Source organism: Streptomyces sp. NPDC029152 (assembly GCF_055564355.1).
In genome coordinates this window covers 360603-381015 of sequence record NZ_JBVHWR010000002.1, presented here as the reverse complement: position 1 = coordinate 381015, position 20413 = coordinate 360603, and the positions used below count along the sequence as shown (strand labels likewise).

Annotated in this window: 15 protein-coding genes and 1 pseudogene; 6 read left to right on the top strand and 10 right to left on the bottom strand. The window is 71.9% G+C overall.

All coding sequences use genetic code 11. The features are described 5' to 3' along the window. Window positions 1-35 precede the first annotated feature (35 nt). From ACZ4V6_RS05595 to ACZ4V6_RS05585, 3 genes and pseudogenes are all read right to left on the bottom strand, one after another. Window positions 36-734, bottom strand: coding sequence for a tectonin domain-containing protein (locus ACZ4V6_RS05595; RefSeq protein WP_467822748.1), 699 nt, complete (start codon window positions 732-734; stop codon window positions 36-38). Window positions 735-1249: 515 nt separating this feature from the next. Then, window positions 1250-1402: pseudogene (locus tag ACZ4V6_RS05590) on the bottom strand (IS5/IS1182 family transposase); the annotation flags it as partial. Window positions 1403-1538: 136 nt separating this feature from the next. Continuing rightward, on the bottom strand, window positions 1539-2219 hold the full coding sequence (locus ACZ4V6_RS05585) for an NAD(P)H oxidoreductase (protein ID WP_467822746.1): 681 nt from the start codon (window positions 2217-2219) through the stop codon (window positions 1539-1541). 113 nt (window positions 2220-2332) lie between these two features. Between ACZ4V6_RS05585 and ACZ4V6_RS05580 the strand changes: the two genes are divergently transcribed. Next, entirely contained in the window at window positions 2333-3262 is a 930-nt protein-coding gene (locus ACZ4V6_RS05580) for an AraC family transcriptional regulator (protein WP_467823138.1), read from the top strand. Window positions 3263-3542: 280 nt separating this feature from the next. Here ACZ4V6_RS05580 and ACZ4V6_RS05575 read toward each other — a convergent pair whose 3' ends face one another. Together ACZ4V6_RS05575 and ACZ4V6_RS05570 are read right to left on the bottom strand one after the other, a co-directional pair. After that, complete coding sequence (locus tag ACZ4V6_RS05575; protein ID WP_467822744.1) at window positions 3543-3830, bottom strand: GNAT family N-acetyltransferase; 288 nt, start codon at window positions 3828-3830, stop codon at window positions 3543-3545. Further along, window positions 3827-4822, bottom strand: coding sequence for a pirin family protein (locus ACZ4V6_RS05570; RefSeq protein ID WP_467822743.1), 996 nt, complete (start codon window positions 4820-4822; stop codon window positions 3827-3829). Before ACZ4V6_RS05570 ends, ACZ4V6_RS05575 begins: the two co-directional genes overlap by 4 nt. 95 nt (window positions 4823-4917) lie before the next feature. On the opposite strand from ACZ4V6_RS05570, the gene ACZ4V6_RS05565 reads away from it, so the two are divergent. Beyond that, window positions 4918-5415: a carboxymuconolactone decarboxylase family protein gene (locus ACZ4V6_RS05565; protein ID WP_467822741.1), complete on the top strand. Its 498-nt coding sequence runs from the start codon at window positions 4918-4920 to the stop codon at window positions 5413-5415. 1416 nt (window positions 5416-6831) lie between these two features. Next, window positions 6832-8694: an ABC transporter ATP-binding protein gene (locus tag ACZ4V6_RS05560; protein ID WP_467823136.1), complete on the top strand. Its 1863-nt coding sequence runs from the start codon at window positions 6832-6834 to the stop codon at window positions 8692-8694. A 710-nt stretch (window positions 8695-9404) separates the two neighbouring features. Here the strand turns inward: ACZ4V6_RS05560 and ACZ4V6_RS05555 are convergent. Then, complete coding sequence (locus ACZ4V6_RS05555) at window positions 9405-10289, bottom strand: hypothetical protein (RefSeq protein WP_467822739.1); 885 nt, start codon at window positions 10287-10289, stop codon at window positions 9405-9407. A gap of 82 nt (window positions 10290-10371) precedes the next feature. Continuing rightward, a complete protein-coding gene (locus ACZ4V6_RS05550; protein ID WP_467822738.1) occupies window positions 10372-10797 on the bottom strand; it encodes a hypothetical protein in 426 nt (141 codons plus the stop codon). Window positions 10798-11003: 206 nt separating this feature from the next. Here ACZ4V6_RS05550 and ACZ4V6_RS05545 point away from each other — a divergent pair, with 206 nt between their 5' ends. Further along, window positions 11004-12071, top strand: coding sequence for a helix-turn-helix domain-containing protein (locus ACZ4V6_RS05545; RefSeq protein WP_467822736.1), 1068 nt, complete (start codon window positions 11004-11006; stop codon window positions 12069-12071). Between the two features lie 528 nt (window positions 12072-12599). Here the strand turns inward: ACZ4V6_RS05545 and ACZ4V6_RS05540 are convergent. From ACZ4V6_RS05540 to ACZ4V6_RS05530, 3 genes are all read right to left on the bottom strand, one after another. Further along, window positions 12600-13421: an APH(3'') family aminoglycoside O-phosphotransferase gene (locus ACZ4V6_RS05540; RefSeq protein ID WP_467822735.1), complete on the bottom strand. Its 822-nt coding sequence runs from the start codon at window positions 13419-13421 to the stop codon at window positions 12600-12602. A gap of 785 nt (window positions 13422-14206) precedes the next feature. Further along, window positions 14207-14884, bottom strand: coding sequence for a response regulator (locus ACZ4V6_RS05535; protein ID WP_467822734.1), 678 nt, complete (start codon window positions 14882-14884; stop codon window positions 14207-14209). Beyond that, window positions 14881-16152 carry a sensor histidine kinase gene (locus ACZ4V6_RS05530; protein ID WP_467822733.1) on the bottom strand — a complete coding sequence of 424 codons (1272 nt, stop codon included), beginning with the start codon at window positions 16150-16152 and terminating at the stop codon, window positions 14881-14883. The genes ACZ4V6_RS05535 and ACZ4V6_RS05530 overlap by 4 nt, the downstream gene beginning before the upstream one ends. A gap of 331 nt (window positions 16153-16483) precedes the next feature. On the opposite strand from ACZ4V6_RS05530, the gene ACZ4V6_RS05525 reads away from it, so the two are divergent. Both ACZ4V6_RS05525 and ACZ4V6_RS05520 read left to right on the top strand, forming a co-directional pair. Further along, window positions 16484-18715 carry an MMPL family transporter gene (locus ACZ4V6_RS05525; protein WP_467822732.1) on the top strand — a complete coding sequence of 744 codons (2232 nt, stop codon included), beginning with the start codon at window positions 16484-16486 and terminating at the stop codon, window positions 18713-18715. Between the two features lie 497 nt (window positions 18716-19212). Beyond that, on the top strand, window positions 19213-19785 hold the full coding sequence (locus ACZ4V6_RS05520; protein ID WP_467822730.1) for a DUF6328 family protein: 573 nt from the start codon (window positions 19213-19215) through the stop codon (window positions 19783-19785). Window positions 19786-20413 lie beyond the last annotated feature (628 nt).

The window sequence follows — 20413 nt, the reverse complement described above, 5'->3', positions numbered from 1 at the left end:
CGACTTCCGGGGGCGGGACGCCGAGTGGCTGGGGGTCAGCCCGGCAGGTCGCCGGTGTAGCGGTAGATGTTCCCGGCCGAGTTCACGCCCCAGACGGTGCCGTCCACTCCTGCTCCGATGTCGGTGAGCCCTCCTGGGATCTGCACCCAGGGACTGGCGTCGTTGTTGGTGTGACGGTAGATGTTCCCGCCGGCGTTCGCTCCCCAGACCGAGGTGCGGGAGCCTGCCGAGATCGCTTTGAGCGCGCCGCTGATCTGCTTCCAGTGGCCGCTTTCCTGGTCGCCGGTGTAGCGGTAGATGTTGCCGGCCGAGTTCACGCCCCAGACAGTGCCGTCCGCGGCCGCACCGATGTCGGTGAGCGCCCCCGGGATCTGCACCCAGGGACTGGCGTCGTTGTTGGTGTAACGGTAGATGTTCCCGGCCGCGTTGACGCCCCACACGTTGGTCCTCGACCCGGCCGAGATCCGAACGAGCGCACCATTGATCTGCTTCCAGTGGCCGCTTTCCTGGTCGCCGGTGTAGCGGTAGATGTTGCCGGCCGAGTTCACGCCCCAGACAGTGCCGTCCGCGGCCGCACCGATGTCGGTGAGCGCCCCCGGGATCTGCACCCAGGGACTGGCGTCGTTGTTGGTGTAACGGTAGATGTTCCCGGCCGCGTTGACGCCCCACACGTTGGTCCTCGACCCGGCCGAGATCCGAACGAGCGCACCATTGATCTGCTTCCAGTCGGCCATTCCACGGGCTCCTTGTCGTCTGCGTTGCTGCACAGAGACGCTCCCGCGACGGAACGATTCATCATTCAAGCGCGCCCACGGAGTGTTCTTCCTCTTGTCCGGAAAATCGCGTTTATCCGACGTAGCGCGTACTTCGAGCTGTACTTGTGCGGTCGGCGACCCGTCGACGGGCGACCTGAACCGAGGTCCCACCTGCGGGTCATGTGCGGTTACCACGTTGACGCCGATGAGCGAGCAGGAGTGCGGGGAGGTCGGCCCAAGGGGGTCGACGTGCTGGAGCAGGCAGAAGGACCTGGTCGGCCCACCTGCTCCCGTCCTCTTACGCCGGGGAGTGCCTTCTACGATCCTGGGCATGGATCCTGAGCTGCCGGCACGGATCACCGCGCGGCGCGCAGAACAAGGTCCCCAGCCCCTCGTGGTGACGGAGAACCTGCCCCGCACGGCCTCCGGGAAGATCATCAAGTCCGCCGTGCGTGACACCCACGCGGCTGGTCCTGCCGCTCGCTCCCGCCCGTGCCGGACGGCAGGTGGGCGAGCGCGAGCAAGGCCTGGCGTCCGGCGCTCAGCCGCCGACGGGCGCCGATCACATGGCGGTGCCGCCGCAGCCCTTGAGCGAGGAAACGAAGGGCAGAGCCGGGCACGTCGATGCCGGGCGGGTGGACAAGCACGTGAAGCCTCTGGTGGAGACGGTTCCCCCGGCCGAAAACCCATCCACCAGGGGCTTCACTACATCGTCAGGCCAACTGCCGGGCTCTCCCCTCGGGTTGAGGAGGACTCAGCGGCGGCCCGTCGCTGCCGTGGTCCTCAGACCGCCACCGGCTCCGTCGCGAGGAACTCTTCCACGGCCTTCCTCGCGCGACGGTCGAACTCGGCGTACCGCGCCTCGCGTTCGGCTCCCGCGACCGCGTCGCCGACCAGCAGGTTCCCCTCCGCGTCGAGTCGCTGCGGGCGCTCCTCGGCGTCGGGGAGGAGAGCGACGGAGGAGTGGGAGAACCCGCAGTAGTAGGCGATGCCTTCGCTCAGGTTGGTCTCCAGCACGGCCCGCATCCCCTCCGTGACGGGATCGTCGGAGGTGGCACCGGCCAGGCCCAGCCACAGCACGCGCTTGCCGGCCAGGCGGGGCTTGCTGCGGCCGTAGGCGAATCCGTAGTTCCACACCCGGTCGATCCAGCCCTTGAGGAGGGCAGGCACGCTCTGCCAGTACACGGGGAACACGGCGACGACGACGTCGGCGTCGAGGATGCGCCGCATGTGGGCCCGGACCTCGTCCGAGTACGGCTTGTCCCGATCACCCCAGTCGGGCTGGTCCGCTGCGTTCATCCGCGGGTCGAACCCTTCGGCGTGCAGGTCGAGCAGGTCGACGTCATATCCGGCGCCCTCCAGTTGCGCGACGGTACGGCGGGCCGTGTGCGCCGTGAGGGAATCGGCGCGGTGGTGAGCCATGACCACGAGGGCGGTCCCGGCTGCGCTGTCGAGGTGCGGCATCGTTTCTCCTGACTGGTCTCCGTCGGTGCTGCCCGTCCAGTACACGGGTGATCGACTGGATGATCCATGGGAGAAACGCTCCATGGCATAGGAGTTCGTCTACGATGACCCCCGTGGATCCCTTGAGTTCTCTGCTCAGCGGCATCCGGGCCGAGGGCTCGGTGGTCAGCCACGCCGTGCTGGAAGCGCCCTGGACCATCCGTTTCCCCGACGGTGCCCCGCTCACCATGGTCAGCGTGCTGCGCGGCGGCGGCACCCTGCGCCTGCCCGACGGAACCGAACGAGCGGTCCGCGCCGGTGACACGGCCGTCGTACGCGGCCCGGACACGTTTCACCTCGCGGACGGGCCGGCCTCCTTCGACCGCCCCCACGCCGAGTACGAGATCGCCTGCTTCACGGAATCCGCCGAGTGCACCGCCCAGGACCTCGGCGGCATCCGCTGGGGCAACGATCCGGACGGAGCGACCGCACTGATCGTGGGCGCCTACCGCGCCTCGGGCCGTCGCCACGAGCGGCTGCTGCGCGGCCTGCCGCCGGTGCTGGTGGTCAGCGAGGACGCCGAGGTCTGCGACTGGCTGGAGCAGGCCGCCGCCGACGCCGCCCTGCGCTCGGCCGGCTCGCAAGCGCTGATGGACCGGCTCCTGGACTGGGCCCTGGTGTGCACGCTGCGCGCCTGGTTCGAGCAGGCGAGTTCGGACGCCCCGCACTGGTACCGCGGCCTGGCCGACCCGGTGCTCGCCCCCGCGCTCCACGCCTTCCACGCCCGGCCCTCCCGGAACTGGACGGTGGCCGCGCTCGCCGCCGAGTCCGGTGTCTCCCGGGCGCTGTTCGCCAAGCGCTTCACCGAGGTGATGGGCCGCCCTCCGCTGGCCTACGTGACCGAGTGCCGCATGGACGAGGCCGAGGCGCTGCTGTCCGACACCGACCTCGCCATCGCCCAGATCGCCAAGTCCGTCGGCTACGCCGACGCCTTCGGCTTCAGCGCCGCGTTCAAACGCCACCGGGGCCTGAGCCCCAGCGTCTTCCGCGCAGCGGCGGCCTGACTCCCCCACCCGCCGACGTGCGCCCGTCGCACCACCGACACGCACATGTCCGTGGAGGGTCTCTCAGCACTCCAGCCGGACTTCTGCACCTCTGCTGGTCAACGGCCTGGCGGTGGGGAGTGCAGCGGGACCCGGCACGCGTGGGGCGGTCCTGGACCGACCGTCCCACCCATGAGTATCCGCGTCGCACGCAGTGACAGCGCCGGGCTCGCACCTGCTGCCGACGCCGCCACCGGGGCCAGCTCATCGCATGGTCGCGGTGGGCAGACGACGGTGGGGTTCAGCCGCCGGCGGACGACGGACCGTGCTTCTCGAGGAACACCTTGGCGCAAGAGCGGACGGGGACGACTCGCCTGCCCGTCCTCCGCACGTCGCCGAGGACCTCGCCGACGAGTCGGGACGCCGGTTCCCGGCCGGAGAGCGCCCGGTAGGTCTCGGTGCGGCAGAAGACCCGCTGCTCACCGCGGTCCCGGCAGGCCGTGAGGCCGACGGTCCCGCCGTCGGCCTCCGTCTCGTGGCGGAACCTGTCCGGCACGTGGCGGACGGTGGAGGACACCTGCTCCGTCACCGCGCGTCCTTCATGACCGGGGCGGGGTTCCTGCGGGGGGTGAGGGTGGCGTTGGGGAGTGCGGGGGCGGGAAGGCGCTCGCCCGGATACCCCTCGACCCGGCCGAAGCGGTCGGAGGCGTTCTCCCAGTCCTCGCGGGCCCGGACGATGTCGTCGTGGGTGCGGCCGATGAAGTTCCACCACATGACGATCTCCTCGCCGAAGGGAGGCCCGCCCAGCAGTACCAGACGTGCGGTGCCGGGTCCCTCGTTGACGACGGTGAGCTCGGCGCATCCGGGGGCGGCGTAGCCGAGTTCGGCCGGCTTCAGGGCCGTGCCGTTCAGGAGGACGTCACCGGCGTCCACCAGGAGGCCGTGCTCGAAGCCCGGGTCGACGTCGAGGGCCAGTGTGGCGCCCGGCTCCACGGACAGTTCCGCGCCGAGCAGGGGCGTGAAGGTGCGCACCGGGGAGGTGTCGCCGGCGAGCGTGCCGAGGAAGACACGGGCGGTGCCGCCGTCGAGCCGCACCGGGCCGGGTACGTGGTGCTGGAAGTCCCGGGCGGCGTCGCGGTGCTCGTCGGGCAGCGCCACCCACAGCTGGACGCCGTGCAGGATCGTCGTGCGCGGGGTGGACACCTCCGTGTGGCTGATCCCGGACCCGCCGGTCATGAGGTTGAGTTCACCGGGCCTGACGAAGGCGTGACTGCCGAGGCTGTCGCGGTGTTCGATCTCCCCGCTGAAGAGCCAGCTGACCGTCTGCAGACCTGTGTGCGGGTGCGGTGCGACGTCCATGCCGCCCGTCGCGGACACGTCGTCGGGGCCGTAGTGGTCGGCGAAGCACCAGGCTCCGATCAGCGTGCGGCCGCGCTGGGGAAGCGTACGCCGTACCGGCATCGCCCGCGGGCCGCCGAGCGGGACCTGCCGGGCGGGGAGCACCTCGATGTCGCGGGAGGCGGTGTCGCCGGACGGTCCCCCGCACCTCAACTCGGCGGGCTGTGTTTCGGGGTTGCTCACGGTTCCGGCCCTCTCACCAAAGAATGTTTGAGTTTCAACAATTATGCATCGATGATGGGGCGGGCGGCGAATGATCGTTCGACGAAGGAGACGACATGACCGAGACGGCGACCGTGGGACCCGGCGACCGGGTCTTCATCGACAAGCAGCACCCCGACACCTACCGTGCGCTCACCGCGACAGCGCAGGCCGCGAAGGACGCGGCGGCCGCGGCCGGGCTCGACCGGGCACTCGTGGAACTGGTCAACCTGCGCGTGTCCCAGCTCAACGCCTGTGCCTACTGCCTCAACCTACACACCCGCGCCGCCCTGCGAGCGGGCGAGACCACCCAGCGGCTGGGCGTCCTGGCGGCCTGGCGCGACACCGAGCTGTTCACCTCCCGGGAGCGCGCTGCTCTCGCCCTCGCCGAGGCCACCACCCGTCCCGCGGACGCCGGCGCCCAGAGCGCGGCCTACGCGGAAGCCCGCGCCACGCTCTCCGACGACGAGATCTCCGCGGTGATCTGGGTCGCGATCACCATGAACGCGTTCAACCGGGTCTCGGTCATGAGCAAACACCCCGTCCGTGAGAGCCTGGCGGTGCCCGTGCAGTGATCCGTGCGCGACCGCGTACGTCCGCTCGGAGGATCCGCTCCGTAGGACGTGGTGGCCGGCCTCCGGGGCGGTGCACGCCCGCCATGGGGTGCGCGGCGGAAAGCCGAGGGGCGGCGCGCATGTCGTGCGCGCCGCCCCTGCGTGCCTTCGGGAGGACCGTGCTGCCGGCAGGAGGGCACTGCCCACTTGAGCTCGCCGGAATCCGGATCGATATGTGCGTTCGCCCTCGGGCGTTCCTCGGCACACGTGGTGGCGGCCTTCCCCGTGACGGGGCCGTTGCCGATGCTCTTGACGAAGGTGTGCGCGTCGACCGTCTTCTCGTTCGCGTGGTCGGTGCACCAGTGCCGGATGCCGTCCACGCTCGTGTCGGCCTCGTTTCCCTCGTTGAGGAGAGTCCCGACGTGCCGCCGTGCCGGCCACTTCCGCGAGACGGTGCCCTGGGGAGCACACGGCGGTGCCGTCGGCGGTGACGAGGACCTGCTCGCCGTAGAGACCGCTGGGGCGCCGCTCGTGGGGGTTCCGCCCTTCCACAGGGCGCCCCTTTCGAGGACGCATCCCCCACCGCGTGGCGGGCGTCGGGAAGCCGTCGCCGGTACGGCTTGGACCGGGCCCACACCATCGGGTTGCCGGAGTCCAGGAACTCCGGCGCCTCCTCCGCGGGGGGACAACCGCAACGGGGCCGGACGGCCGACCACGCGCGAAGGTGTCCTTCCTACGCCGCGCCACGGCCAGGCCGGGCCGGACACCGCGGTCCGCCGAGGCGCGCCCGCTCCTGCTGGACCGCGCGCTGGAAGTTCTCCCCGGCCGGGCTCCCGCTCCCTCGTCCTCCAGGTCGACGGCCGCCGCTTTCCCTCCGTCGCCTCCACCCTCCTCTTCCCCCTCCTCGGCACCTGACCCACCCCGCCCCTTCTCGACCCGATCGACCACCCCAAGGCCGCCGGCAATGCCCCTTGCGGCCCGGCCGGCGCTGCCCGCAACCCCCGAGGGAGTGATCCGCCCTGATCGAACGAGTTTCAGTATCGACAGCCCAGAGCCCGCACGCCTCACCCCCGGAATCAGAACTCACGTTCACCACACGGCCCCCCATCGGGCCGTGACGGGACCAGATCCAGCGCGTTTCTAGAGCATCAGTGCCACACCGACGCCCAGACGGAGGAACGCCATGCACCCCATCCCCGGCCCCTCGCAGCAGCCTCCCGGAATCGAACGGCGGCCCGGCGTGACCACGCCCAGCGTCGACGCCACGCCCACCGCGGCACGTCCGGACACGGGGTGGGCCGCATGAGCGAGCCCACCGGTGCAGCAGCCGGCAATGTTCCGGGACCGCGCACCACCCCCGCGGCGCCCGCCACCGCGCCGTCCGCGTCCGCCCCCTCCCCGGCCGGCGCAGTAGCCGCGCCTGCTCCCGAACCGCAGATGCGGTACGTCGACCTGACCGGCAGCCGCGAGGCGGCCGGCCGCTCGATCCGGATGCGCGACATGGCCCGACGTCTGCCGCAGCTGGTGCGCCGCTCGCTGGCTCTCGCCTGGCGCGTCGACCGCCGGGCGACCGTCGGCCTCCTGCTGTGTCAGGCCGTCGCCGGCGTGATGCAGGCCCTGGGCCTGGTCGCCATCGCCGGCACCCTGACCGCCCTCCTGCGGGACGGAGACGTCTACCACCGGCTCCTCCAGGCATGGCCGTCCGTCGCCCTGCTCGCCGGTGCCGCCGGCGTGCGCGCGCTCCTCGGCATCACCGTCAACTGGCTGTCCTCCCGGCTGGGCCCGCTGATGTCCCGCGAGGCCGAGCAGATGCTGCTGACCGGCTGCGCCGAGGTGGAGCTGTGCGCCTACGACGACCCCGACTTCAACCGCGACCGGGAGGCCGCCGACCGCGGCGCCCAGGTCACCGGCGACCTGATCAACGAGGGCCAGGATCTCATCGCCTCGGGCGCCGCGTTCCTCGCCGGGGCGATCGTCCTGACCGGCGTGCACTGGGTCCTGCTCCCGCTCCTCGTCGCCGCCAGCCTGCCGCAGGCCTTGGCCCAGGTCAGCGCCGCGCGCGTCCGGTACCTGGCGAACCTGCGCAGCAACGGGGACAACCGGATGCTGTCGGTGCTGCGCTGGCACATCTACACCAAGGACGCCGCCGACCAGATCCGCGCCGGCACCATGGCCGACTTCCTGTCCGGCCGGTACCGGCAGACGGTCGCCCGGATCAACCGCGAGGACCGGGCCGCGGCCGACACCGGCGCCCGCATGTCCCTGGTCGGCGCGGTGTGCGGCGGTCTGGGATCGGCGGTGGTGTGGGCGGCGGTCGTGTGGCTGCTCGCGACCGGCCGGATCACCGTCGGACGTGCCGGCACGGCCGTCTTCGCCCTGCAGACCGTCGGCATGTCGGTCCGGGGCCTGGTGGCCGTCGGCGCACGCGCCGTGCGGACCGGGCTGTACATGGACGACTGGAGCGGTTTCCTCGACAAGGCCGGCGGCTTCCGGATGCGCCGAGGCTCTCACCGTCCCGAGCCGCCGGAGACGATCGAGGTCGAGTCGGTCACCCACCGGTACGCCGGCAAGGACCGCGACGCCCTGTGCGACGTCTCCCTCACCTTGCGCCGCGGTGAGGTCACCGCGCTGGTGGGCTTCAACGGCTCGGGCAAGTCGACGCTGTCGAAACTGATCAGCGGCCTCTACCTGCCCACCGGCGGAAAGGTGCTCTGGGACGGCGTCCCCACCGGCGACTGTGACCCGCAAGCCCTGTGGCAGCAGGTCGCCCTCGTGCCGCAGGACTACGCGCACTGGCCGCTGACCGTGCGCGAGAATGTGACCCAGGGGCAGCCCACCGCGCGCGGCGACGCGGCCGTCCGTGAAGCGTGCGAGGCGGCCGACGCCGACGAGGTCGTCGCCAAGCTCGGCGCCGGCCTGGACACCCTCCTGGCCCGCGAGTGGCTCAACGGGGAGGAACTCAGCGGCGGCCAGTGGCAACGCATCGCCCTGGCCAGGGCGTTCTTCCGCCAGGCCGGTCTACTGGTCCTCGACGAGCCCACCGCGAACCTCGACCCCCGCGCCGAGTACCGCATCTTCCAGCGGTTGCGGGACCTCGCCCAGGACCGGGCGGTGCTGCTGGTGACCCACCGCATCACCAACGTCGCCATCGCCGACCGCATCGTGGTCCTCGACGAAGGCCGCATCGTCCAGAACGGCACCTACGCCCAGCTCTCCCAACAGCCCGGCTTGTTCCGGCAACTGCTGTCCTACCAGGTCACGTCCGAGCCGGACGCCCAGAAGCGCGAGACCCCCGCATGAGCGGCCCCGGCGCCACCCCGGTGCGCCCTGCCGGAGCAGCCGCTCCGACGACCGCGGACCTTCCCGCCCCCCTTCCGCCGTCCCGAGGTGATGACGTGCCGCTCATCCGTACCCACATCCGCAAGACCACCGAGGCGTACCCGGCGCGGCATCCGCACGAGCGGGAACCCCTCGCCGGACCGCGTCGATGACCGCGGACGCGACGCCGCCGGACCGTGGGCACGTGTCCGGCGAGGGTTCCTCACCCGGCTGCTGCTCGCCCGGTCGCTGCTGCCCGTCGGCGTCGGCCTGCTGTTCGTGGGGGACTTCGGGCCGCCCGCCCCGCAGAAGCAGTCCTTCACGGCGTACTCCGAGAAGCTCGCCCGCGCCCACGACGGCCGGCCGCCGAACTCCAGGAGGCCGCCGGCCGGTTCGTCTCCCCGCCGGAGATCGCACCGCACTGCGCCGGCGCGGCTGTCGATGTCGCCCTCGTCGGCCACCGGGACCGCGAGCCGGACATGGGTGCGCGCGTCAACCGGCGGGGAGGAGGCGGTGCCGGCCGTGCCGGACGCGTCCGCCGGCGAGACGCCGCCCGTGGAGCCGCGCAAGCGGATCGCGGAGCGGCTCGATCCGTGACGCAAGGGGCCGGTGCCGGACCTGCCGGCCCCTCCCCCGGCCCGTTCACCCCGAGGGTGCTCGCAGCGCTCGACTCCTCGCGCTCGTACGGGATGTCAGGCCAGGACCTCGCGGGCGACGCGCGCTTGACGCTCCTCCAGTTTCCGCCAGTCGTCGGCGATCTTCGGATTCTCGGCGAGCCACGCGCGCTGCGCCTCGGCGAGCGTCCCGTACGCGATCCTGAGGTAGTCGGTGGACTCCTTGCAGCGGAGATCCGCGCGCACGACGGGTGACGTGCGGACCTCCGTCGCGGACGACAGGTCGCGCAGCACTTCCGCGGGGTCCTTGTACCGGTGCCCGGCGTCCTGCATGCACGCGCGCCAGTCGGCGCCTGCCCGGTGGAACTGCGTGCTCTGGTCGAGCACCCGGCGCGCCTCCTTCTCCCCGTCCCCGAGCCGGATCCTGAGCTCCAGCCACCGGACCCGGCCGTCCCCCAGCAGGCGCCGCTCCGCGTCGGCCTGGCAGCCGGTCGCGGGGCGAGTGACCTTCAGCGTCGCGCCCGTCGCGGAGATCGTCCTGTCCGGGTCCCCGAAGAGGGCGCGCAGATATGCCCGGCTCTCGCGCCGCTCCGCGGGCACCGACTCGGCCGGCGCCGGTTCGGCCAGGTCGCCCGGTTCGAACCCGAAAGGCGCCGGATACAGGTCGGTCGTCTCCTGCGCCCTCATCACGGGCGGTGGCTGGTAACGGAACCCGCGGGCCGCCATGCAGCGCACGATGAGCCGTTGCTTCGCGTCGGAGACACGGACGTCGGTCGTGGTGTGCGTGTAGAGGAACGCGTACAGCGGCAGCTGTTGCTTGAGTTCTGTCACGGACGGTGTGCGGGACGGGGAGCCGGCGGTGTCGCCGCGGCCGGCCGGGCCGCAGCCCGCGATCGTCGCGATGGCGACGGCGGCCGCGGCGAGCCCGCGCGTGACCACACGGCCGCGGGACTGTCGGGTCATGATCGTGCTCCTTTCGACAGTGCTGCGGGTGCGGCGGCACCGGCGGGGCCGCCGCACCCGCGGCGTCACGCGGACGGGCGAATCAGTAGCAGCGGATCTGCGTCGTCCCGCGCAGCCGCAGCGAACTGGCCCTGTCCTCGAGGGAGTCCGGGAGCTCGCTCTCGTACACGGTGCTGCCGGGGTTCACGCAGAACAGGAAGCCCCCCCAGTCGGTGCCGACGCCGTCGTAGTAGTGGCTCTCGTAACCGCCCGTGCTGGAGTTGCTGGCCGCCCAGGAGTTGTTGTGGACGGAGTTTCCGTCCGGGTAGTAGTTGTTGCGGAAGTCCGTGTCGGTGTCGAAGAAGGAGTACTTCGAGCCACCGTTCACGTCGAACTCGAAGATGCAGTGGTACCCCGAGGCGCAGTTCGCCCCCGCGGACGCCGGGGCGGCCGTGGCCATCAGAGCACCGGCGGATGCGACGACCGCAGTCAGTGCGGTGACGACCACGCCCCTCTTTCCTCTACGCATGTCTTCTCCCTTTTCTCCGGTGAATCGCCGCGCTCTACGGTCCGGGCGGCACAGGAGAACGCTGTCAGAACGACCAAAGGGGCGTCATTAGGCCACAGCGCCCATTGATTGTCAGAGAGTGCACTGTTGATGAAGCGATCTCCATGGCACCCTCCTCCGACGAAGAGAGCCGATAGGGCGTCGCATGGAGAACCGGGGGGTCTACCGTGGAGACCATTTTCGAAAGCGCCGGAGAGACTGGGCCGCAGCAGTTGGAAGCCTGGGTCTCGGCCTGCTGCCAGGCCCTGTGCAGCCAGTACATCGAGGCCCTCGCACCCGACCGTTTCCACGCCAGGTTGCGCGCGAAGCAGTACGGAGCCGCGCAGTTGTCGGTCATGTCGTACGGGCCGTTGGTCGCTCGGCGTACACCCGCTCTCGTGCGCCGATCCGATCCCGAGACGCTTCAGCTCGCGCTCATCATCAAGGGAAAGCAGGGAATCGAACAGTTACGGAACAATGCCCTCCTGGCGCCGGGAGAGATGGTGCTCTACGACAGCTCCGCGCCCTTCACCGCCACCGCACACGCAAATGGAAGGGGAAAATCCGGGTCGGTGCTCGTGCAACTCCCCAGAGGGATGGTTCCCCTTTCCGAGCAGAAGGTGCGCCGCGTGATCGCCACGCCCCTGAAGCACGAGGGGACCATGGGGAGGCTGCTCACCGCCTTCCTCAAGGAGCTGTCGCGCCCCCACCCCGGCACGACGGTCCTCGACGAGGCCCGTCTCGGCAGCCCACTCGTCGATCTCGTGGCAGCCTTCCTCGCCCACCACATGGACTCCGAGGGAGAGCTGCCCTCCGGCCCCCGCCAACGGGTGCTCCTGCTCCGTGTCAAGGACTACATCCACCGTCACCTCACCCACGCGGAGCTGACACCCGCCGGCATCGCGGAGGCCCACGGGATCTCCCTGCGGTATCTGCACCGCCTCTTCGAGCAGCACGAGACGACCGTATCCGCGTACATCAGGCGGCTGCGCCTGGACCGCTGCCGACGCGATCTGTCCGATCCGGCATGGGACCACCTAACCGTCCAGTCCATCGGCGCCCGCTGGGGCTTCCCCCGGCCCTCCGACTTCAGCCGGGCCTTCCGCGCGGACACGGGGGTGCCCCCCGGTGAGTACCGGTCCAGGAGGTCGGGACGGAGCGGCGGGGAAGCGGACGGGCCCGGCGCGCACAGGCCGACGGCCTCGTCGCCCGGACCTCGCACCCAGAGGTCCCGCCCCGCGTCGGCCACACCCTGACCCCGCTGGGTGCCGACCCGGTCGACCACCTCACCCCCTGGTGTCCTGGATCGCCCGGCATGCCGAAGCCGCTGCCGGCTCCGTCGGGAGTGACTTCCCGACGGAGCGAGGGCTGCCCCACGCCCTAGCCCTGACCGGGAAGGAATGCGCGGTCCTGACCATCCGGCCCGCGGGCGGGCAAGCAGTCCCTGGCCGCAGTCCAGGAGGCCGACGGCTGCCGGGACACGGTCGCTCCCGTCGGCACTCCTTCAACAGTGCCCCGTCGTGTCGCTCTTCACCGCACGCGCCGCCGGTCCGCTTCCGGACCCCGTCCCGCACAGCACGACGGCGGTCCTCGAGACCGGCCTGCCACGGTGCGGCCGGCTCCCCGACCGGGCAAGCCGGATGCTGTCGAGGGACGCCGGTGAACAGTCGATGCGCCGGCACCGCCCGATTGATCATGGTCGCCACAGCCGGAACCTCCCACCGGCCAGGCACGACGCCCCACCCGCTGTCACGCACCGACTCGTAGGAGTCCCCAGGGATCGATCAGCCCCAGGTGAGGGGGTCGAGATGGAGGTAAAAGCGCAGGCGGTCGTGGTCGAGGGCGACGCCGTACCTCTCGGCGAAGGCCCTGTCCGCGGCCAGAGCCCGCTCCTCGTCGGGCCATGTCTCTCGCGCGTTGGCGAGCAGCAGTGCCAGGTCGGCGTAACGGTCGGCCAGTCCGAGTCGGCCCAGGTCGACGAAGCCCGACACGTCCAGGGTCTGCGTATCGAGGATGATGTTGGGCAGGCACAGATCCCCGTGGCAGACGACCGTGTCGGCGGCTTCCTGCTCCCGTCGCCGTGGGACCTGCCGGGTGAGGCGGTCCAGCAGCTCCGTGCTGGGCGTCTGCTGCTGGTCGACGGGGAGGAACTCGGGGTCGACGGCGTCCCGGGCCACGACGTCGCGCGCCACGGCGACCATGGAGTCCAGACCCCGGCGGAAAGGGCACTGGGACACCGGCACGTCGTGCAGTCGGCGGACCGCGTCCGCGATGCGTTCCCAGGCGTCCCGCAGGTCCTCCGCTGGCACCTGATCAGCAGGTATGCCGGAGACGGCACTCGTCACCAGACAGGCACCGGCGTCACCGGACTGCCAGTCGAGCACTCGGGGGCCAGGTACGCCCTGACCGCTCAGCCACGCGACCCGGTCGCGTTCGGCTTTCAGGTCGGCTGTGTCCGCAGCGGGCACGCACTTGGCATACCGGGTGGCGTCCGCGCTGCGAAAGACAGCCGCTCCCGACTCGCCCGCAGTGACGGGCGACCAGCCACCGTCGTCCACGCCGAGCAGCACCGGCGACATGGTCTGAGTTCCGCGGCGATCACTCATGGCGGCCACTCTAACCAGCCCGGCACACGGGATCGGGACCGCAGGATCACCGTCCGTACAACGCGCCCGGCGTACAGCGAGGCGCGATCCGAACGGAACAGCCTGAGGGAGGGATGCGTGCTCGACCCGCTCACCCTTGCCGGGAACCTCGTCCGCCGAAGTGGGCGCTGGAGTGCGAGATGCGCGGGTTCTCGAGTACGGACGCTGGAACCGGTGCTCTCGCGGGTCCGTCGATCCCCCCGGCACGATGGCTGGTCGTGCTGCTGCGACCGGCTTGCCCGACCGTGACGAACACGTTCGCCGTGCTGCGCCCGCTGCTCATGAGCGACCGGGACAAGGGCACGGAGGTCCTCGCCCTCCGGCATCGGATCACGGTGCTGGAGCGCCGACTCGGGGGCGAGAAGGTTCGACTCCCGGCCCGCGCACCAGCGTTGCGGCGGCTTCCCCTCCCCCGTCCGGGAGATCCTCCAGGAAGCCGGGACCGGTCCGGCGCCCGAGCGCGCGACGAGCGCATGGGCGGACTTCCCGTGCTCCCAGGCCGACGCCCTGCCGGCATGCGACTTCCTGGAAACGATCACCTCGTCCGGGACGCGGCTTCGTGCATGTGCGGTGGTCGAGCACGCCTGCCGCCGGATCCGGGTCCTCGGCGGCATACTCCACGAGTATCGGCATGCCGCCTGAACCGGACGGACGAGCTTTTCGGCAGGCGCGGCCCCGGCGTCGCCGCGGTGTCGTGACTGTCGCCGTCTCGGTGTGCGTCACGGTGTCCCGCCCCGGCCCGGGTCCTACGCCTCCCGTCGCGCCGTGACCAGGCCCGTCTCGTACGCGGCGATGACCGCTTGGGCCCGGTCACGGACCCGCAGCTTGGCGAAGAGGCCGGTGATGTGGTTCTTCACGGTGGAGGCGCTCACCCCGAGCCGGTCGGCGATCTCCGTGTTGTCCAGACCGCCGGCGATCAGCCGCCACACCTCCCGCTCACGCGGGGTGATTCCCTCGGCGCCGAAGGGAACCGGGTCCGGTGACGGGTGGGCCGGGGCCTTGACGTGCGTGGAGATGAGCCGGGTCAGGAGCCGTGGGGCGAGGATCGCCTCGCCGTCGTGGACCACGCGCAGGGCGGCGACGAGGTCCTCGGGCGAGATGTCCTTGGGCAGGAAGCCGCACGCCCCCGCCCTCAGGGCGTTCACGACGTACTCGTCCATGTCGAAGGTGCTCAGGGCCAGGACCCGGCAGCCGGGCAGTTCGGTGGTCAACCGTTCGGTGGCGGCGATGCCGTCCAGGACCGGCATGCGGATGTCCATGATGACCACGTCGGGTCGGCATTCGTGGGCGCGGCGGACCGCCTCGGCGCCGTCCTCGGCCTCGGCCACGACCTGGAAGCCGGGTTCGGGGGCCAGCATCAGGGCGAGGCCGCGTCGGACGAGGGGCTGGTCGTCGGCGATGAGGACCTTCACGATCGCGCTCACGCGTACGCCTCCTGACGGTCGGCGGGCAGGGGGAGGCGGGCGCGGACGGCGAACCCTCCGCCCTCCGGTCCGGCCCGCAGGGTGCCGCCGTGGAGGGCGACGCGCTCCCGCATCCCCACGAGCCCGTAGCCCGTTCCGCGCGCGGCGGGGCGGCCGGGACGCGGACCGTCGTCGGTGACGGCGACCCGCACCTCGCGGGCCGAGCAGGTGAGCCGCACGTCGACGCGCGCGCCGTCGCCCGCGTGCTTGCGGGCGTTGGTGAGGGCTTCCTGGACGATGCGGAAGACGGTGAGCGCGACGCCGGGCGGGAGCGAGCGGGGGTCGCCCTCGGTGGTGAGCGTGGTGGGAAGGCCGGCGCGGCGGCTGTCCCCGACGATGCGGTCCAGGTCGCCGACGCCGGGCTGCGGTGCGGTCGTCCCTCCCCCGTCGCCCTCCTCGCTCTCGTCGCCGGCCCGCAGCACGTCGAGCAGGTGACGCATCTCGCGCAGGGCGGAGCGGCCGGAGCCCTCCAGGGCGACGAGCGCCTCGCGGGCGGCCTCCGGGGACCGGTCCAGGTTGGCCCGAGCGCCTCCGGCGAGCAGCTGCATCGTGGTCAGGTGGTGGGCGACGATGTCGTGCAGCTCCCGGGCGATACGGCGCCGTTCGTCGGAGACGGCCCGCTCGGCGAGCCGCCGCCGCTGGGCCTCGGCGTTGCGCTGCCAGCGGCCGACGACGACGGCGGCGCCGGCCACGAACAACGCGGACGCGGCGTTGGGGGCGAGCTCGATCAGGGACGGCGCGGGCATCCCGGGGTGGACGAACTGGAGCACCGCGACGCAGCCGACGACGGCCGCCGCGCCGACCGCGGCCCTGTGGTGACGTACGACGGTGTAGAGGGCGACGATCATGGCCGCCCCGTAGTGCTGGCCCACGGAACTGAACCAGTTGACCGACAGGTTCGCCGCGAGGACGCACGCGAGGACCGTCAGGGGTGCGCGGCGGCGCGCCAGCAGGAACAGCGAGGCGACGACCACGACCAGGCACCCGGCCACCGGGACGTGGCCCTGGTCCATCTGGCTGGTGACGGTGAAGCCCACGAGATCGACGGCCGCGGCGCCGACGGCGACGAGCCCGTCGTGCTGGGTCCACAGTCCCGGCCCTCCGGTCCGGTTCTCCGTCGCGGCCCCGTCGGGACGCGGCCCGGTCGGGCGGTCCGGCAGCTCGGCACCGGGCGCGTCGGCCCCGTCCCGTGCCCGGCCGGGGTGCCCTTCGTCCACGCTTCGTCCCATCTCCGCCCCCTGTGCGCGTCCGCGTTTCCCCGCGGCCGTCGGAGCGGCCCGATGACCTGCGGTTCGTCCGTCGAGTGTCCCATGGTGCCGGTGCGCCGGGCCCATGGCGTCCGGACCGGGAGGGAGCGCGGACCGGGAGCAGGCTCCCAGTGGCGCGACGGGTCGGGGCCGTGCTCCCAGAGGGTTTCTCGTCCTCGGCTCCGAGGTCCGGGCCGCGCGGCGCTGATGTGCTGGACGAGTGCCGGGACGACCCGGCAGGGGGCCGCCTCGGACGTCCACGGTCCCGTGGCACCCGTTCCCCGCACTCCCCTACCCTTCCCGGAGGCTCTCCGTGATCCGTTCCCTGACCGGATTCTCGACCCGCAGACCTTGGCGGGTCATCATCGTGTGGGCGGTGATCGGCGTCTTCGTGGCGCTCATGGGTCAGACGCTCGTCTTCCGCGTGACGAACACCGACAGCGCCGGCTTCCTGCCACCGGAGTACGACGCGGCCGCGGCGCTGCGGATCGCCCGGGAGGAGTTCGGCGCGGAACCGGACGCCGACGCGGTGACGGTGCTGGTGGCGCGACGCGACGGCAAGCCGCTGCGGGAAGCGGACGAGCAGCGCGTACAGGACGTGGCGCGTGAACTGAGCGCCACGCGCCTGCGGATGCCGTGGACGGACGAGCAGATACGGGGGCTCTCCGAGGACTACTCCCAGGTTCCCCGCGTGGCGCTCATGACGACCGCCCCGGACAAGTCGTTCGCCCTGCTCGGCGCACGGCTGCGGGGCAACTCCACCGACCCCGCCATGCACTCCCTGTACCGGGTCTTCCACGACCGCGCACAGCAGGAGTTCGGCGAGGCCGGGCTGCGCACGGGGTTCACCGGCGGCCTGGCGGACGTGGTGGACCGCGCCGACGCGGAGGAGACCACGCAGACGGTGGTCGGTCTGGTGGTGCTCGGGCTGATCGTCCTGATCAACGTGCTCGTGTTCCGCAGCGTCCTGGCGGCGTTCGTGCCGCTGTTCGCGGTGTCCGTGGTGGGGGGCGCCGCCGCCGGCACGGTCGTGGGTGCGGCCCTCCTGACCGGTTTCGAACTGGACCCGGGCACCCCGAGCATGATCGGCACCGTGCTGATCGGCATCGGCGTCGACTACTTCCTCTTCCTGTTGTTCCGCTTCCGCGAGGAGCTGCGCCGGCGTCCGGAGGAGCACCACCGCGTGGTGGCCGCTGACGTGGCCGGGCGGGTGGGCACGGCGGTGACCTCGGCGGCGCTGACGATCGTGGCGGCCTTCGCGACGCTCGGCATGGCGACGTTCGGACAGTTCCGGGTGCTCGGGCCCTCGGTGGCGGTGTCGGTGCTGGTGATGCTGGTGGCGAGTCTGACCCTGATGCCCGCGCTGCTGGCGGTGACCGGGCGGAAGATGTTCTGGCCGTCGCGGACGCTCTCGCAGAAGACCGGGCGGACCGGCACGGCGGGCCGTGCCGGCGAGTTGGTGGCGCGCCGCCCGGTGCTGGTGCTCGTGGCGTCGGTGGTCCTCCTCGGCGCGCTGGCGGTCGGTGTGGCGGGCGTCCGCATGGACTTCGGCACCGGCGGCACCCCGCGCGACACGGCGGCCGCCGCGACGGCGCGGGAGATCGCCGGTGCCCTGCCGCCGGGAGTGTCCGACCCGACGACGGTGTACGTCACCACCGACGACGGCCGGGCCCTGGACCCCGCGGAGCTGGGCGTCGTGCACCGGGCGCTGTCGGAGGTGACCGGAGTGGGAAAGGTGGCCGCCCCCGTGTTCGACGCCGACCGCACCGCCGCCCGGCTGGACGCCTACTTGACGGTGGACGCCCAGTCGCAGCGCGCGCGGGATCTCGTGGCGGGCCCGGTGCGCCAAGCCGTGCGGGAAGCGACGCCCGCCGGACTCACCACGCACGTGGGCGGCACCGCGGCCGTGTTCGCCGATGTGGCGACGGCGGTCGACCGGGACCTGCGGACGGTGTTCCCGGTGGCGGCGGCACTGATCGCGCTGATCCTGGTGGTGCTGTTGCGCAGCCTGGCGGCACCGGTGGTGCTGATGCTCGCGATCGGGCTGTGCTTCGCGGCGACGTTCGGCGCCTCCGCGCTGGTCTTCCAGCACATCGGCGGCGAGGCGGGCGTGACCTTCGTCCTGCCACTGGTGCTGTTCCTGTTCGTGGTGGCGTTGGGCACCGACTACAACATCCTGGTCAGCGACCGTCTGCGTGAGGAGATGGCTCACGGGGGCCCGGTCCGCGCCGCCGTGGCCCGCGCGGTGCGGCACACGGCGCCGGCCGTCGCCACGGCAGGCGTGGTCCTCGCGGCGTCCTTCGGCAGCCTCGCGGTGAACGCGGACCCCTCCACCCGTCAGCTGGGCTTCGCCACGGCCCTGGGCATCCTCCTGTCCGCCTTCGTCGTGTCGCTCCTGCTGGTCCCGGCGGCCGCGGCACTGCTGGGCGGGGGAATGTGGTGGCCGATGCGTGGAGCACGAGGCCGGCGGGACGGGACCGGCCGCAGCACCTCGGAACCGCAGCCGTCCCGGATGGAGGCCCGGTCGGTGTCCGGACGGTCCTGACGGCGTCCACCTCGCCGGCGCCGATCAGCGCTTCGCGCAGCCGCACGGCGGCGCCGGGGCACTGGCCGGGCAGGGCGAGTGGCCGTGGACCACGGGAGCGGGGCCGAAGCGGTGTTCGTCGACCCCGTGGGGCAGCCGGTCCGGCGGCGGTGGGCGGATGCCGCCGTGACCGTGGTGTTCGGGGTGCGGTGACGGGACCGGCGCCCCCACCGGCATGGTGTCCAGGGTGGCGCGAACCTTGCATTCTCTCCCCCGGGAGCCGGGGCGGTACGGCTCTGCCGGCCTCCTGAAGCACAGTCCTTCGAGGCCGGCGGCCGTCCGGGGCAGCCGTTCGCGGACGGTGCCCGCATCCGTGGTCGACGAGCACGGCGGGAACCCGTCCCGTGCCCGCGAAGGCGACGGCGGTGACTCGGCCGACGCTGCCCCGCGCGCGTCACATGACCTGCATAGAAGCGGCCGAGCCGGGCAAACGATCCGCCTGGGACTTGGAGGGTGCCATGACGATGACACAGCAGCCGGTCGATTCGGCGAGGGAGGACGCCGCGTGCTGCGGACACGCCCGCGGCCACAGCCAAAACTCCGGTACCGAGGCACCGGAGTCACCGCGTGAACGGGTCAACCGCCGCTGGAACGAGATACTTCAGGAAACCCGGGTCACCCAGACGGGCGTGCAGATCCTCTTCGGGTTCCTGCTCAGTGTCGCCTTCACCCCCACGTTCAGACAGCTGGAGGCCCTGGACCGCGGCATCTACGTCATCACCGTGGTGCTCGGCGCGGCAGCCACCGCGTCCCTCATAGCGCCTGTGTCCATCCACCGGTTCCTGTCCGGTCAGCGCATGAAGGACGAGGTCGTGGAGGCCGCCGGCCGCTTGATGATGTGCGGCATGGTCCTCCTGGCCCTGACCATCGGCTGCACACTTCTGCTGATCCTCCGGTTCGTGGTCCCCGGCGTCCTGGCCGAGGTACTCGTCGGCACGGTCATGCTGTGGTTCGGCCTGTGCTGGTATGCGCTGCCGCTACGCCTGCGCCGCCGGGCCGCGCGCCGCTCCCGCACCGCCCACGACGCGTGACGCGGCTCGGGGACGCGCCCGCCCGCCCGGCTCTTCTCGCTCACCTCGTCGAGTCCGCCGGTCCCGCCTGTGCCGGTCCTGCGAGCCTGGAGGCGTGGTTCCACGCAGCCGGTCCGGGCGCGTCACGACCGGCCCGGCCGTGACACCGCGCAGGACGTCGGAGACGAGCATGGTGTGAGCCGGCAGCCGCTTCTCGGTGCCGGTGTCCTGTGGGCCGCGTAGCCGTCGAGGACCAGGGGACCCACCTCAGGCCGAGACGTGTGGAAGGGCGGCGACGGCCTTCACGGCGTCGGTGATCCGGTCGACCGGCAGCAGGGTGCTTCCCAGGACGTCGACGACGGACGGGCAAGCACGCGAAGCTCCTGGCGGACACGGGTGATCTCGGCCGTGGACCCGTCCGCCAAGAGTCTCTCCGCGTTGTACAGCAGCCCGCCTCGACGGCACCGCCCTCAGGTCGGAAAGGGGTGGACGAGCGGCTCTGACACACCGGTCTTTCGCTAACCCTTTGCCGGCGAACCGGGCGGGCCGCTAGATTCTGCGAGCCGTCCGCGTTGTCCCGGAGCGGCACCGTCGACGAGGAGGTGTGGAGCACATGCGCAGGAGTGCCCAGCGGTCGAGCCCGCGTACC